The sequence below is a fragment of the Frankia umida genome (assembly GCF_023242945.1).
In the GTDB taxonomy this organism is placed as follows: domain Bacteria; phylum Actinomycetota; class Actinomycetes; order Frankiales; family Frankiaceae; genus Frankia; species Frankia umida.
This window is the reverse complement of sequence record NZ_JALKFT010000005.1, coordinates 77,930-93,201: the sequence shown is the minus strand read 5'-3', so window position 1 is coordinate 93,201 and position 15,272 is coordinate 77,930. Positions and strand designations below refer to the sequence as shown.

Annotated in this window: 12 protein-coding genes; 9 read left to right on the top strand and 3 right to left on the bottom strand. The window is 73.3% G+C overall.

The window, feature by feature from the left end; all coding sequences use genetic code 11:
* The first annotated feature begins 296 nt into the window (after positions 1-296).
* From MXD59_RS06985 to MXD59_RS06960, 6 genes are all read left to right on the top strand, one after another.
* Positions 297-1,853 (top strand): tyrosinase family protein, encoded by a 1,557-nt coding sequence (locus tag MXD59_RS06985; protein ID WP_248823959.1) that lies wholly within the window; start codon positions 297-299, stop codon positions 1,851-1,853.
* Positions 1,854-1,956: 103 nt separating this feature from the next.
* On the top strand, positions 1,957-2,796 hold the full coding sequence (locus MXD59_RS06980) for a DUF2182 domain-containing protein (RefSeq protein WP_248823958.1): 840 nt from the start codon (positions 1,957-1,959) through the stop codon (positions 2,794-2,796).
* 46 nt (positions 2,797-2,842) lie between these two features.
* Positions 2,843-5,998: an SWIM zinc finger family protein gene (locus MXD59_RS06975; protein ID WP_248823957.1), complete on the top strand. Its 3,156-nt coding sequence runs from the start codon at positions 2,843-2,845 to the stop codon at positions 5,996-5,998.
* Positions 5,995-7,191 carry an ATP-binding protein gene (locus tag MXD59_RS06970; RefSeq protein WP_248823956.1) on the top strand — a complete coding sequence of 399 codons (1,197 nt, stop codon included), beginning with the start codon at positions 5,995-5,997 and terminating at the stop codon, positions 7,189-7,191. The genes MXD59_RS06975 and MXD59_RS06970 overlap by 4 nt, the downstream gene beginning before the upstream one ends.
* Complete coding sequence (locus MXD59_RS06965) at positions 7,191-9,779, top strand: DUF5682 family protein (RefSeq protein ID WP_248823955.1); 2,589 nt, start codon at positions 7,191-7,193, stop codon at positions 9,777-9,779. Before MXD59_RS06970 ends, MXD59_RS06965 begins: the two co-directional genes overlap by 1 nt.
* Positions 9,769-11,088, top strand: coding sequence for a VWA domain-containing protein (locus MXD59_RS06960; RefSeq protein WP_248823954.1), 1,320 nt, complete (start codon positions 9,769-9,771; stop codon positions 11,086-11,088). The genes MXD59_RS06965 and MXD59_RS06960 overlap by 11 nt, the downstream gene beginning before the upstream one ends.
* A gap of 36 nt (positions 11,089-11,124) precedes the next feature.
* On the opposite strand, the gene MXD59_RS06955 is transcribed toward MXD59_RS06960, so the two are convergent.
* Complete coding sequence (locus MXD59_RS06955) at positions 11,125-12,099, bottom strand: cold shock domain-containing protein (protein WP_248823953.1); 975 nt, start codon at positions 12,097-12,099, stop codon at positions 11,125-11,127.
* Positions 12,100-12,199: 100 nt separating this feature from the next.
* Between MXD59_RS06955 and MXD59_RS06950 the strand changes: the two genes are divergently transcribed.
* Positions 12,200-12,436, top strand: a complete 237-nt coding sequence (locus MXD59_RS06950; protein ID WP_248823952.1) for a hypothetical protein — start codon at positions 12,200-12,202, stop codon at positions 12,434-12,436.
* A 58-nt stretch (positions 12,437-12,494) separates the two neighbouring features.
* Here MXD59_RS06950 and MXD59_RS06945 read toward each other — a convergent pair whose 3' ends face one another.
* The gene (locus MXD59_RS06945) at positions 12,495-12,866 is read right to left on the bottom strand and encodes a LysR substrate-binding domain-containing protein (RefSeq protein ID WP_248823951.1); all 372 of its coding nucleotides are present in this window, start codon (positions 12,864-12,866) and stop codon (positions 12,495-12,497) included.
* A gap of 61 nt (positions 12,867-12,927) precedes the next feature.
* Between MXD59_RS06945 and MXD59_RS06940 the strand changes: the two genes are divergently transcribed.
* Positions 12,928-13,788 carry an SDR family NAD(P)-dependent oxidoreductase gene (locus MXD59_RS06940; protein ID WP_248823950.1) on the top strand — a complete coding sequence of 287 codons (861 nt, stop codon included), beginning with the start codon at positions 12,928-12,930 and terminating at the stop codon, positions 13,786-13,788.
* Between the two features lie 106 nt (positions 13,789-13,894).
* Here the strand turns inward: MXD59_RS06940 and MXD59_RS06935 are convergent, their stop codons facing one another.
* Positions 13,895-14,785, bottom strand: coding sequence for an LLM class F420-dependent oxidoreductase (locus MXD59_RS06935; protein ID WP_248823949.1), 891 nt, complete (start codon positions 14,783-14,785; stop codon positions 13,895-13,897).
* A gap of 142 nt (positions 14,786-14,927) precedes the next feature.
* Between MXD59_RS06935 and MXD59_RS06930 the strand changes: the two genes are divergently transcribed.
* Positions 14,928-15,266 (top strand): ArsR/SmtB family transcription factor, encoded by a 339-nt coding sequence (locus MXD59_RS06930; RefSeq protein ID WP_248823948.1) that lies wholly within the window; start codon positions 14,928-14,930, stop codon positions 15,264-15,266.
* Positions 15,267-15,272: the final 6 nt, after the last annotated feature.

Genomic DNA, 15,272 nt, shown 5'->3' with positions numbered 1-15,272 from the left:
TCTGCACCGTCCGACCCTTGGCCACCAGCCGGAGCACCTCGATCCCGCGCGCGGTCAACGGCGGTGTCGACGGCGCGGCGGAAGTCGACGAGTTCCACCGCCCCCACACGGAGTCGCACCAACCATCCGGAACCGGATTCTGGCTGGTAAGCAAATTTTACCCGGCCGGCGTGGCGAGTATTGCCGAGTTTCCACCGATCCGATAATGATGTAGCCGGACACGCATCGGTATGTCGGCGGAAAGCAAGTCGCGTGACCACACGTCGTCGAACGCCAGGGTCGATCAAGGGGGAGCCATGGCAAACATCCGGTCCAACGTGTGGGAGCTCGGCAGTACCTGGGCCGATCCGATCCTCTGGTACGCCCGTGGTGTCGCCGCGTTGCGGGCGCGCCCCATCACCAATCCCACCAGCTGGCGGTTCTACGCCGGCATCCACGGCTTCAACTCACAGCTGTGGCAGCAGCTCGGCTATCTCAGCCCGACCGAGCAGTTGCCGAGCAGCGCACTGCGCGGGCGGTTCTGGGCTCAGTGCCAGCACGCCAGCTGGTACTTTCTGCCGTGGCACCGGGGGTATCTGTACGCTTTCGAGGACAACATCCGGGCCGCGGTGGTCAGCCTCGGCGGCCCGGCCAACTGGGCGTTGCCGTACTGGAACTACTTCAAGCCGGGCGAGAACGCGATCCCACCCGCGTTCGCACAGACCACCTGGCCGGACGGAGGCGCCAACCCGCTGTTCGTGCAGGCCCGGTACGGCCCCACCGGCAACGGTCAGGTATCCGTGCCCCTGAACCGGGTGGACCTGAATGCCATGAACGAACCGGTCTTCACCGGCGTGACCAGCGGCGGCAGCCCCGGTTTCGGCGGTGTGGACACCGGATTCTCCCACTCCGGGTCGATTTACGGCCGGCTTGAGAACCAGCCCCACAACATGGTGCACACCCTGGTGGGCGGGCGCAGCGGAAACCAGCCGGGGGCCATGGCGGTACCCGACAGCGCCGGGCTCGACCCGATCTTCTGGCTGCACCACGCGAACATCGACCGGCTCTGGGAATCGTGGAACCGGTCGTCGCCGACCCATCTCAATCCCACCAGCTCCCGCTGGCTCAGTGGCCCTGCCGCCAACGGCCAGCGGCCCTTCGCGATGCCGTGGCACGACGGCACCACGTGGACCTTCACCCCCGCCCAGCTGGTCAGCATCCAGACGCTCGGCTACCAGTACTCGGATCTGGCGCCGGCACTCATCGCCTCACCTCCCGCCGAACCGGCGCAGCGGCTGGTCCGACTCGGGATTTCCGCCCCCGTTCCCGTGAAAGGAACGCAGCCCGTGCCCGAGGAGACCCGTGTCGAACTGGTCGGCGCCACCACCGATGCGGTGCTGGTCCGGGGCGGCGACGTACGCAGCCACGTGCACCTCGACTCCGGTATGCGGCGCAAGGTCACCGCGAGCCTCTCCGGTGAACCCCCGACCCCGGACGATCACCCGTCCCCCAGGACGCCGGCGACCCCGGACCGCGTGTTCCTGAACCTTGAGAACGTGCGCGGACGATCGGACACATCCGCGTTCGACGTCTACGTCGGCGTGCCGGACGACGAGGACCCGGTGGCGCGTCCCGACCGGCTCGCCGGCAGCGTCTCACCGTTCGGTCTGCGCAAGGCCAGCACGCCCGACGGCGACCATGCCGGTCAGGGCCTCACCTTCGTCCTCGAGATCACGGACCTCGTCGACCAGCTGCATCTCGACCATTCGTTCGACGTCGACAGCCTGCCGGTGCGCATAGTGCCGATCAGCCCGATCGCCGACGATGCCAACCTGAGCATCGGCCGGATCAGTGTCTTCCGCGACGGCCTCTGATCCGGCCCCGGCCGTCGCGGCGGCCGGTGTCGGACGTTCGGCGATCCGCGCTGGCCGGGCCCGTTCTCCCGAGGCCCACAACCGTCGTCGTTGCCGAACACCGATGTTGGTCGTCACGGCGATCGCGTGGGCGGCTCTGCTGGCCGTCCACGCGATCGGGTCCGGTTCGGGTCACCATTCCGGCTCCGTGATGCGCATGGATCACATGGAACACATGGAACACGGGATGGCGATGCCCGCCATGCCCGCCATGGACGGTGCGCACGATCCGCGGGCGGCCCAGGGCGGGACGGCGCACATGGACTCGATGGACTCCCCGAGCGGATCCGCGCGCATGTTCCTGACCACCTGGCCGTTCATGCTGCCGGCGATGATGGCCCCGCTGCTGGTACCGGCCCTGCGGCACGGCTATGTGCGTAGCCTGCCAGCGCGGCGAAGGAGGACCCTGACATCGCTCCTCGCGGCCTACGCGGCCGTCTGGTCGGTGGGTGGGCTGGTTCTGTTCGCTCTGGCGACGGCGCTGCGGGAGATCTCGCGGAGCGGCGCCATCCCGCTCGCGGTCGGGCTGTTCGTGGTGGCGGTCTGGGAGCTTTCGCCATGGCGGCAACGCTGCCTCAACCGACGCCAGGCACACCCTGCGATCGCGGCCTTCGGTCGGCCCGCGGACCGTGACGCCCTGCGGCTGGGTGGCACGCACGCCCTGTGGTGCGTCGGCTCCTGTTGGGCGCTGATGCTGCTGCCGCTGCTGGCCGGCCGGTGGCATCTCGGCGCGATGGTGATCGTCACGCTCTGGATCTGGGCCGAGTTCTTCGAGGCTCCCGCCGTCCCGGCCTGGCGGCCACGGCCACCGGTCACGGCGGTACGGATCGTCGCCGCCAGTGCACGTCCGCTGTGGCGATCCACCGCGGACGGAACGCGGCCCGCCGCCGTGACCAGGGCCTGAACCGTCGACGGTCAAAAGTGTCGGAGGTGGTTGCCAGGATCGCCCCATGTCCGTCGCACCCGGTTCGTCCCTGGCCCGCGAAGCCGTGCTGGCGCTCGCCCCCGACCCGGCCTCGGCCCGGGCCGGGGAACGCCTCGGTGTGGCCGCCAGATGGTCGGAGCTTGGTCGCGAGGGCGGTGCGCTGTGGGGTGCCTGCAGGGGCAGCGGGTCGAAGCCCTATCAGGTGGTGGCGCTGACCGGCGCCGCCTTCGCCTTCACCTGTACCTGTCCAAGCCGTAAGTTCCCGTGCAAGCACGCGCTGGGCCTGCTGTTTCTCGCCGGTGCGGTTCCCGGCGCCGTCGCCGCTGGCGGTGCCCCACCCGACTGGGCGGCCGGGTGGCTCGAGCGGCGGGCCGCCCGGGCCGCCCCGGTCGCCGGTGTGGCCGCTGGTGTGCGCCCGGCGGGCAGGGCGGCGTCGTCGGCCCGTACCCTGGCCCGCCGGGAGGCCCGGGTCGACGGCGGCGTGGCGGAGCTCGACCGTTGGCTGCTCGATCTGGCCCGCGGCGGGCTCGGCGCCGCCCAGGCCCAACGTCCGGCCTGGTGGGAGGCCACCGCGGCGCGGATGGTGGATGCCCAGGCGCCCGGGCTCGCCGAGGCCGTCCGGGAGATGGGCCTGATCGCCGCCCGTGGCGGGCCCGACTGGCCTGGTCGGCTCACCGATCGGCTCGCCCGGCTGCACCTGCTCTGCCAGGGCTGGTCACGGCGGGCCGAGCTGCCACCGGCGCTTGTCGAGGTGGTGCGGGACCGAGTCGGTTTCACCCGCTCGAGTGCGGATGTTCTCGCCGGCGAGCGGCGGCACTTCTCGGTGGATGTCCTGGGTGATCGGCTCTTCGTCGCCGGCAAGCTGCAGGGGCGCCGGCAGTGGCTGCGGGTGCCGGGGGCGCCCGGGCTCGCCCAGCTGGTCAGCTACGGCGCCGGGAAACAGACCCCGCCGCCGGGGCTGCCCGCGCTCAGCCGGGTCCAGGCGGTGGTCGCCGCCTACCCCGGGCGCCGGCCGACCCGGCTCGCCCTCGCCGATGCCGCCGCCCCGGAGCCGCTGACCACGCTGGTGTCCGGCGAGGGCACGGTGCCCGCCGACGAGGCGGTCTCGAGCTGGGTGGCGTTGCTCGCCGCCTACGCCGCCATGTTGCAGGTGGATCCCTGGGCCGATCCGGTCGCGTTCGTCGTCCACGAGATCACCGTCCTCCCGCCCCACGGTGCGGCCCCGTGGTTGCTGCGTGACCGTGACGGGCAGGCACTGCCGCTGGCCGGCGACATCGCTGCCGGCTGGGGCTGGTGGCTGCTCGCCGTGGGTGGTGGTCACCGGCTTGACCTGGCCGTCGAATGGGACGGCTTCGCGCTCACCCCGCTGTCCGCCGTCCGGTCCCCGGTCCAGGCACCGGCCCCGGCGGTCCCGGCGGCCCCGGAGGTCGACGAACCCCCGGCGGTGCGGGCCGCACCCGGCTGGTCGCGGCTGATCGACGCGGCGGTGGTCGGCACGGGCCGCGCCGCCGTCCCTGATGTTCCTGAGCTGGCGCGGGCACTGGGCCGTGACGACGGTGCGCCGGTCGCCGCGGAGCTGCTGCTGCGCACCGCCGCGCTCGCGGCCGGTGCGCGCCGGGCGGGGCAGCTCCCCACCTGGGCCGCGGGGCTTCCCGCCCCCGCCCAGGCGCCGTCCGACCAGGCCCGGGTCCTGGCCCCGGAGCATGCCCGCCTGCTCGAGGAGGTGCTCGCCGGTTCGCAGCCCGAAGCGCTGCGGGCCTGGCTGACGGCGATGGCCGAAACCGGCTGGCACGCGCCGGCCGAGCTGCTCTGCGATCTGCTGTCGCGGGGCCAGCGCGAGTCGGACCTCCGGATGACTATCAGCAGGGTGCTCGGTGCGCGTGGCCGGTGGCTCGCCGACCTGCACCCGGACGGTGCGTGGGCGCTCGCCGTGGAGGCAGCCCACGAAGCGTCGTCGTCGGCGGCGAGTGGCCAGGCCAGCTGGGCGACGGCGAAGGCGGCCACCCGCCGAACCCTGCTGCGGCAGCTGCGCCAGCACGATCCGGCCGCCGCGGCGGCGCTGCTGCGCGGCCCCGCGGGCGGCCCGGCGTTCGCGCCGTTCGACCAGGCCACCGCGGCGCAGCGGGTCGCCTACTGCGAGATCCTGCGGACCGGCCTCGGCCCCTGGGACGTCGACCTGCTCGACCACGCGCTCGGCGACCGACGCGCCGACGTCGCCCAGGCCGCCGTGCGCACCGCGCTCGCCCTGCCCGGCGCCGGCATCGAGACCCGGGCGGCGAGGCGAACCGACGGGCTGCTCACCGTTACCCGCCATGGGCTACCCGGGCGGCGCCGCCACCGGCTGGAGTTCGCCACCCCCATCGAGCTCACCGACGAGATGCGCCGCGACCAGATCACCGATCCCCGCCAGCGCGAGCCCGGCATCGGCGCCGCCGACTACCGCGCGATGCTGCTGTACGGCGAGCTGGCCCGGGTCGACCCGGCTCGATGGGCCGAGCGTAGCGGGCTGACCCCGGCGGAGTTCCTCGCCGCCGAGGTCGCCATCGCCGGTGTACGGCACGCTCCGGCCGCCCGGATGCGTGACTGGCTGCGCACCGCTGTGATCCGCCACGCCCAACCGGAGTGGGTCCTGGCGCTCATCCCCTACTCCGAGCCGGGCGAACTGGCTCGCCTGGTCAACTGCCTGGCCGAGCCCGCCCGTGCCGAGGCCCTCGGCCTCGCCCTGCAGCGATGCCAGCGTCTCGGCGCCGAAAACCCCGGCGCAGAGAACGCCACCGGGCGAAACCCACCGGCGGCGTCCCGGCCAACGCTTCGGCGGCGATCGCCAGCGGAGCTCGCGGCGGTCCTGCTCACCGGCATCACCGGCCCCTGGTCGGCGGCGCTGTCCCGGACGGCGCTGGCCACCATCACCACGCTGATCACCGGCGACGCCCCCGACCACTGGGCGGTGCCGCCTGTCCGTCAGCTGCTGACGACCGCCGCCTGGCGACTCGCCCCGGACGCCGGCTTCGACGCCCTCGCCCCGGACGCGATCGCCCCGGTGTTCGCCGGCGACCACGCCCAGCTCCGCGCGGCCCTCGACGCCCGGCGGCAGCTGTACGCCGCCCTGGCCACCCCGCCATCTCCCGACCACACCGGGCCGCCCCGCCCGGCCCGCCTCGTCCAGGAAGGCCCACGTTGACCCCGCCCGTCACCGCCCCCACACAGACCGCCGACGCCCAGCCCGCCCCCTCCCGGACTGTCGACGCGGCCGCCGACGCCGAGGCACCGCCGCTGCTGCGCCCGCACGCCGAACAGGCCTACGCGGGCGAACTCGCGGCGCTGGCCGCCGCTGACACCAGGGTCCGTCCGCCGTCCTGGCGGCTCTCGCCCTGGGCGGTCGTCACCTACCTGCTGGGCGGCGTGCTCGAGGACGGCACGGTCATCTCGGCGAAGTACATCGGTTCGCGCCGGCTCGTCGAGGTCGCCGTCGCCACCCTGGCCACCGACCGGGCGCTGCTGCTGCTCGGCAGTCCGGGCACGGCCAAGACCTGGCTGTCCGAGCACCTCGCCGCCGCCATCAGCGGCGACTCGACCCTTGTGGTGCAGGGCACCGCCGGCACCTCCGAGGACGCCGTCCGCTACGGCTGGAACTACGCCCGGCTGATCGCCGAAGGGCCGTCCCACGACGCCCTGGTGCCCTCGCCGGTGATGCGGGCGATGACCCGCGGATCGGTCGCCCGGGTCGAGGAGCTCACCCGGATGGGCGCCGAGGTGCAGGACGCGCTGATCACCGTGCTGTCCGAGAAGACGCTGCCGATCCCCGAGCTCTCCAGTGAGATCCAGGCCGTCGCCGGGTTCACCGTCATCGCCACCGCGAACGATCGCGACCGGGGCGTCAACGAGATGTCCTCGGCGCTGCGACGCCGGTTCAACACCGTCATCCTGCCGCTGCCGGCCACCGAGGACGCCGAGGTGGAGATCGTCACCCGGCGGGTCGCCGAGATCGGCCGGGCGCTGGCGCTGCCGGACGAGCCGCCGGCCCTCGACGAGGTCCGCCGGGTCGTGCGGATCTTCCGGGAGCTGCGCGCCGGGGTCACCGCGGACGGCCGCACCACCGTCAGGACGCCGACCGCGACGCTGTCCACCGCCGAGGCGATCAGTGTGATCACCGGCGGTATGACCCTGGCCACCCACTTCGGCGACGGCCAGCTGCGCGCCGAGGACATCGCCGCCGGCCTCCTCGGCGCCGTGATCAAGGACCCGTCGACGGACCCGGTCGCCTGGCAGGAGTACCTGGAGGGCGTCGTCCGCGCCCGCCCCGGCTGGAGGGACCTCTACCGTGCCTGCCAGGACCTGGCCGATGACGGTGCCGTGGCCGCCGGCGGCGCCTGATGGGCGTGACCGTGCTCGGCGTCCGCCATCACGGGCCGGGCTCCGCCCGGATGGTGCGGGCCGCGCTCACCGAACTCGCCCCCGACCTGATCCTGGTCGAGGGCCCACCCGAAGGCAACGACGCGCTCACGCATCTCGGTGCCCTCACCCCGCCGGTGGCCCTGACCGCCTATGCCGTCGACGAGCCGCGGGACGCCGCGTTCTGGCCGTTCGCCGAGTTCTCGCCGGAATGGCAGGCCCTGCGGTACGGCCAGGCGGCCGGTGTGCCCACCCGGTTCATCGACCTGCCGTTCGGCCACGACCTGGCCCTGCGCCGCCGCGCCGCCGCGGAAACCACCATCCAGGTGGCCGCCGCGGCCACCCCTGAACCCCGCGCCACACCGACCAGCACGGACGGCGGTGACACCGGTGGTGACGCCAGCGGGTTCTGCGGCCTCGACCTGGCCGCCGACCCGCTCGGCTGGCTGGCCTTCGCCGCCGGCCACGACGACCCGGAGCGTTTCTGGGAGGACCTCGTCGAGCACCGCCGCCCGGACACCGCCGCGGCCATGCACAGCACCGTGCCCGTAGCGGGCGGGACGCCCGCGGCCAGCGGGACGACCATGGCCAGCGGGACGGCCGCGGTGGACCTGTTCGCCGCCGTGGCGGAGTCGATGGTGGCCCTGCGCGAAGCCGACGTCGCCGGTGCCGGGCTTCGCCAGGGTCAGGATGGGCTTCGCCAGGCCCGGGACGAGCTTCGCGAGGCGCACATGCGCCTGGAGATCCGTGCCGCCAGCACCTCGGCGGACGCGGCCCAGCGCATCGCCGTGATCTGCGGTGCCTGGCACGTCCCGGCGCTGACCGGGCGGACCGGCCAGGCCGGCCGGGGCAGCGTCACCGCGGACCGGGCGCTGCTGCGCGGTGTCCGTCCGGTGCGCACCGCCACGACCTGGGTGCCGTGGACCCACGCGCTGCTGGCCACCGACTCCGGTTACGGCGCCGGCATCACCTCACCCGGCTGGTACCAGCATCTGTGGGCCGCACCCGACCAGGTCACCTCCCGTTGGGTGGCCCGGGTCGCCGCCCTTCTGCGCGCCGCCGACCTGCCCGCGTCGACGGCGTCGGCGGTGGAGACCGTCCGGCTGGCCGAGGCGCTCGCCGCGGTCCGCGACCGGACCGTTCCCGGCCTGACCGAACTCGATGACGCCGTGCTCGCCGGGCTGTGCGCCGGCGATCCGGTGCCGCTGCGCGTCATCCGCGAGCGGCTTGTCATCGGCGATGTCGTCGGCATGGTCGGCCCGGACGTCCCGACCGTGCCGCTGGCCGCCGATGTCGCCCGCGCGCAGAAGCGGCTACGGCTCGCCCCGAACCCGACCGAGCGCCCGCTGCGCCTGGATCTGCGCCGTGACCTCGACCGGGAACGCAGCGCCCTGCTGCACCGGCTGCGCCTGCTGGACGTCGACTGGGGCATCCCGGCGCACACGAGCAGCACCGGTACCTTCGCCGAGGCCTGGCGGTTGGCGTGGCAGCCGTCGTTCGCGCTCGCCCTCGTCTCGGCCGCCCGCCACGGCGCCACCGTCGAGGACGCCGCCGCCGCGGTCGTCGCCGTGCGCATCGGCCAGGCCGGTGACCTCGCGACCATCACCGAACTGTTCGAGCAGGTGGTCCTCGCCGACCTGCCGGCCGCGCTAACGGCGGTGTCGACCGGTCTCGAACGCCGGGCTGCCGCCACCGGCGACGTCGCCCACCTGATGCGGGCACTCACCCCGCTGGCCCGCGTGCACCGCTACGGCGATGTCCGCGGCACGGACACCTCGCTGGTCGTCGGCCTGGTGACCAGCCTGATGACCCGGATCTGCGCCGGGCTGCCCCCCGGCTGCGTCAGCCTGGACGACGACGCCGCGGACGCGATGGTGACCGCGATCGACGGCGCCGACGCCGCCTTCACCCTGATCGCCGAGCAGGACCACATCGGCCGCTGGCACACGGCGGTGGCCGCTGTCGCCGGCCAGTCCGGCGGCAACACGCTGGTGGCCGGGCGGTGCACCCGCATCCTGTCCGACGCTGGTCGGATCGACCCGGTGGAGCTGTCGACTCGGCTGGCCCGAGCGCTGTCCACCGCGGGCGGCGCCCCCGCCGAGGCCGCGCGTTGGCTCGCCGGCTTCCTCGGTCGGACGGGTTCGGTGCTCGCCCGCGACCCGGCGCTGCTGGCGCTGGTCGACAGCTGGCTGTGTGGGCTCGCCGAGGACGACTTCGTCGTCGCGCTGGCCCCGCTGCGCCGCGGGTTCGCCGCCTTCAGCCACCCCGAACGCCGCATGATCGGCGAACGTGTCCGCGCCGGTCTGCCCCAGCCCACCCAGCCCCAGCCCGCCCAGGCCGGTGCGGTGCCAGCACCCGCGATGGCAGGTTCGGCGGCGGCCCCGGCGATGGCGGACGCGGCGGTGGCTGCCTCGGCGGTGACGTCCGCCAGCGGCCAGCCGGCTGGTCCCGGCCTCGGCCCAGCCACCGGCCCGGCGTGGGACTTCGACCGGGTCCGGACCGTCCTGCCCACCCTGACCATCCTGCTGGGACTCACCCCCATGGACGAGGACAACCCTCATGCCACCTGACCAGCCCACTCCCACCGCCACCGCGGCACCCACGCCCACGCCCACGACTCCAGACCAGGGCACGACCGCGACCGCGAGCACACCTGCGACTGCGGCGGGCGTGGCGGGTGGGGAGGACGAGCGGCTGCGTCGGTGGCGTCTGGTCCTCGGCACTCCGGCCGCATCCATGGTGCAGGGGGCGCATGGCCTGTCGCAACGGGACGTGGAGATCGACACCGCCCTGGCCGCGCTCTACGACACCGACCAGGACGGCAACGGCTCCGGTACGGGTTCCGCCGGACGTGGGACGCGGCAGCGCCGATCGGCGGGGCTCGGCGGCTCGGCGCCCGCGGTGGCCCGCTGGCTTGGGGACATCCGCGACTACTTTCCGTCCTCGGTGGTGCAGGTGCTCCAGCGCGACGCGGTCACCCGGCTCGGGATCACCCGGATGCTGCTGGAACCGGAACTGCTGGCCGCCGCCGAACCCGACGTGCACCTCGTCGGCACCCTGCTCTCGCTGCGCTCGGCGCTGCCCGAACGCACCCGGCAGACCGCTCGGGAGGTGGTCCGCAAAGTCGTCGAGGAGATCGAGCGGCGCCTCGAGCACTCGCTGCGTTCGGCGGTCCTCGGCGCCCTCGACCGGGCCCAACGCACCCGCACCCCGCGGCTGGCCGACGTCGACTGGAACGCCACCATCCTCGCCAACCTGCGCAACTACCAGCCCGACCAGCGCACCGTCATCGTCGATCGGCTGATCGGGCACCAGCGTGCCCGCCGGTCCGCGGCGCTACGCGATGTCATCCTGCTGATCGACCAGAGTGGCTCGATGGCGTCATCGGTCGTCCACGCCGGGGTGCTGGGCGCGTCACTGGCGAGTCTGCGGGCCGTCAACACCAGCCTCGTCGTCTTCGACACGTCCGTCGTCGACCTCACCGACCAGTTGGACGATCCGGTGGACGTGCTGTTCGGGGTCCAGCTCGGCGGCGGCACCGACATCGACCGGGCGGTCGGCTACGGCGCGAGCCTGGTGCGCCGCCCCAGCGACACCGTCCTGTTCCTGATCAGCGATCTCATCGAGGGCGGTGACCAGTCGTCACTGATCGCCCGGTTGCGGGGCCTGGTCGACTCCGGCGTCACCGTGATCGTGCTGCTGGCCCTGTGTGACGACGGCACACCCGCCTACAGCCACACCCTCGCCGCGACCTGCGCGGAGCTGGGCGCGCCGGCCTTCGCCTGCACCCCCGACCGCTTCCCCGAGCTGCTCGCCACCGCGCTGCGCCGCGAGGACGTCGGCCGCTGGGCCGCCCTGCACGGCCTCACCCTCGTCTGAACGGGCGCGACACCGTGACCGTCGCGGACCTCCCGGTCAGCTGGCGGCGCGCAGATCCGCGCAGTCGGACTCGTCCGGCAGCAGCGGCCGCAGGTTCACCCGCCACAGCCTGCCATCGGACGTCCACGGGGTGGTGGCCACCGCCTCGCGGGCGGCCTCGATCACCGCCGTCGCCGCACCGCCCACCGCTGTCACACAGCCAACATCCAGACCGTCACCGATCGGCTCGCCCGGCAGCCGCGGCCCGGGCCACACCCGCTCGGGTTGCCGCGGCAGCCCGTCCGCGCACAGCCCGCCCGGCGCCGCACCGCCCGCCGAGATGGGGGTGTCCGAGGAGGTGGTGGTGCTGGCGGGCTCGAGTACGGGGGCGGGGCCGGTGCAGGGGTCGGTCCAGGGTGAGGCGACCGCGGCCACGGCGGTGGGGGTGAAGGGGGTCGGCTCGCCTACCGCGCCCGCGCCGAGGGTGGCGGGCAGGTCGGTGAGCGCGTCGTAGAGTTTCCTGGCCGCTCGGCGGGCGGCCTGCTGGTGGGGTGTCAGCCCGGTGCCGTCCGATTCGAGCAGTGCCGGTACCTCGGCGGTGGTGACGCCGTCCGCGTCCTGCATGGTGAAGCGGGTGGCGGGGACGTCCGTGACGGGCGGCTGGCCGTAGTCCCGCTCGCGCCCGACACCGGAGGCGGCCGCGAGCTCGAGCAGACGGCGCACATCCGCCACCGAGATCCGCCGCAGCTGGACGTTGGGCCACGCCGGCCCGGGGGCGATCGCGAACTCCGGGCCAGTGTCCACCACCCGGCCGTCGGCGTAGACGGCCACGATCGGCAGCCGCGTGACCAGCATCTGCGGCGTCACGAAGCCACCGATCCAGTCCACCCGCAACGCCACCTTCGCACCGCCGTCGGCACCACCGCCGACTCCCCCACCCCGCCCGTAGACGGTGGCGTCAGCACAGGCCGCCGCAAGCAGAACCGGCACAACGGCCAGGACGATTCGTGCGCCCCGCGTCAACAACGCCATGGTTCTTTGTAACACCCCGGCGGTTCGAGGCAGCGCAGGCATACGCGACGGCGTCGACGACCGGCCGCGGCGGCCGTATTCCTACGTGGCTAAGGATTCGATGGACGCCACCGGACAACGGCACGGCCACTACGAAGACGTTCGCTGGCCAGGCCGGCATTTCCTCGACCAGCCGGTGGAGACGTGGTTCGGGGATGGCGACACCGACACATTCATCACCTGGCGCGTATTCCGAACCGGCCATCTCCCCTGGAACCTGGACGGACTTGGCCCGTTCCAGTTCGATGCCACCGTCTACCGGGCCGCACTCGAACAGACCGGCCAAAGCCGTCCCTGAACCCGGCCATCCGGCGGCCAGGCCGTCCGGCCGTCAACGCGGTCAGGAGGTCAGGAGGTCAGGTTTCGGCATCCGGTCGGTCGTGGGGAGACGGCCGACGACCCGCCGCCGGTGTACCGCTGGCCGCGACCACGTCCCGGCAGGCACGAACGAAGTCAAGGACGACCTCGCGCCGGTCGTCGCGATGCCAGGCCAACGCGAGCTGGGTGCGGGGCCCGTCGACGAGTGGACGGGTGACCACCCCGGCCCGGTCGAGCAGCGGCGCGTTACCGGCGGCGAGCAGGACGATGCCGATGCCGGCCACCAGAGCCTCGTAGGTCTCCTCCACGCTGCGCACCACCGCGCCGATCGGCGGTGTCGGACGCAGCCCGGTCAGCAGCCAGTAGTCCCGCAGCTCACCGGCGTCCTTCGGCAGGGCATGGACATCCATAACCGTTGGTTATCACAGCTGGTCCTGGACGCACCATGGTCCGGCCCGCCACGCTGGACCCATGGACAAGGTATGGATCATCACCGGTGCGAACAGCGGCTTCGGCCTCGCCTTCACCCGTGCGGCCATCGAGGCCGGTGACGTCGTCGTCGCCGCGGTCCGTCGTCCTGACACGTTGGACGCTCTCGCCGCGCGGTTCCCCGACCGCCTCGATGTCGTCCCGTTCGACGTCACCGACACGACGCGCGCCCAGTCCGTCGTGGACGACGTCCTCGCCCGGCATGGCCGTATCGACGTGCTGGTCAACAATGCGGGCCGCACCCATGTCGGTGCCGCGGAGGAAACGTCCGACGACGAACTGCGCAGCCTGTTCGAGCTGCATTTCTTCGGCGTGGTGGCCCTTACCCGGGCGGTGCTGCCGCAGCTTCGCCAGCAGGGTCGCGGTGCGATCGTGCAGCTCAGCAGCATGGGCGGCCAGATGTCGGCGCCCGGGTTCTCCGCCTACAGCGCGACGAAGTTCGCCCTGGAAGGATGGTCGGAGGGTCTGGCGCACGAGGTCCGTCCGTTCGGTGTCGACGTGCTGATCGTGGAGCCGGGAGCGTTCCGCACCAGCCTGTTCGCCCCGTCCAACCGTTCGTCGAGCGCCGACCGGGGAACGTACGCCGCCTCCGTGGGCAGCACCCGGGCGATGGTCGAAGGCGGCGACGGCGATCAGGCCGGCGACCCGGCGAAGCTGGCCAGCCTCGTCCTCGAGGTGCTGGGTTCGGGCAACGTGCCGCTGCGGCTGCCGGTCGGCCCCGACGGCGTCGACGCTGTCCTCCGACACCTTGACGAGGTCCGCGCCGACGTCGACGCCTGGCAGAAGGCCGCCCGCGACACCACCTTCGACCCCACGCTCCGGCGCGGCACACCCACCCCATGACAGAACTGGTCGCGCGGCTGTTGTCGCTGTGGAGTGACGGACTGCCCGGGGCGTCACTCCCACGGCCGATCACGGCTGACGTCCGGTGCGGGCTGTGGGCCGCGGGTCACAGCAGGGCGGCGGCCAGGCTGCGCCACTGCGGTCGGGACGGTCGGCCGACGCGGGTGCGCACGTCGGTGTCCGCGGAGATGACCTGGACCGCGACATGATCGGCGCCGGCGGCGTGGTGCTCGGCGACCCGCGCGACGATCTGCTCGACCCCGAAGGCGTACAGGGCGTCGAGCAGCCGTTCGCTGCCCTCGCCAGTGAGATCGTCGCCGGTGAAGCCCATCAGCTGCAGGTTGCGCACGTAGTTGGGCAGCGCGAGGTAGTAGCTGACGTTGCGGCGGGCGAGCCGTCGGGCCTCGGTCCGGTCGGGTTCCAGCACGACCTTCTGTTCCGGCACCAGCAGCGGCCCGTCGCCCAGCGTCTCCCGGGCCGCCCGGGTGTGGTCGGGTGTGACGAGGTACGGGTGGGCGCCGGCGGTGCGGCGTGCGGCCAGTTCCAGCGCCTTCGGCCGCAGTGCCGCCAGGACACGCGACGCCCCCGGCACCGGCCGCGGGGCCGCGTCGAGGCCGTCGAAGTAGGCCTCGAGGTGCTTCAGCGGCTGGGTGTAGGTCCGCCCGAGCGCCGCCACCACGGGAGCGTGGCTGGCACCGAGCCCGAGCAGCAGCCGGCCCGGATGCGCCGCGTCGACCCGGTGGAAGCTGGCCGCCAGTTCGTCCGCCTCCGCCGCCCACACGTTCACGATCGCGGTGGCGATCGTCATCCTGCTCGTCGCGGCGAGCAGGGCCCCCGGCAGGACGAGATCAGGGGTGCTGGCGCCGAGCCACAACGCCCCGAACCCCAGCTCGTCGAGCTCGGCCACCGCCTCCAGGGCATCGGGGGTGAGGGCGTCGGGAGTGCTCCAGGCAAAGGACGGGGCCCAGATGCCGACCCGTCCGATGGACACCGTCATGGCTGCTCTCCTTCACGGATAGGCGACGCCCGCGCGCCGCATGTGTTCGGTTTCGATCGAACACATGCGATGTACGATAGCCATCGAACAGCCTGGGTGTCGAGGCGGATCAGGACGAGGGCACGATGACGACGAGGGCACGATGACGACGAGGGCACGGCGGGCCGACAGCCTGCGGCATACCGATCCGGTCGACGTGAGCCTGCAGGCGGCTCTCGACGCGCTCGCCGACCCGGTGCGCCGATCCATCCTGCGGACCCTGGCCGGCGAGCCGGACTTCACCCGCACCTGCGGCACCTTCGACCTGCCCGTGTCCAAGGCGACCGCCAGCCACCACTTCGCCGTGCTGCGCGCCTGCGGCCTGCTCGAGCAGGTCGATCAGGGCTCACGCCGCCTCAACCGGCTGCGCCGCGCCGAGTTCGACGCCCGCTTCCCCGGCCTGCTCCCCCTGGTTCTCGACGAGGACGAGCCGACCGAGTGACCGGAC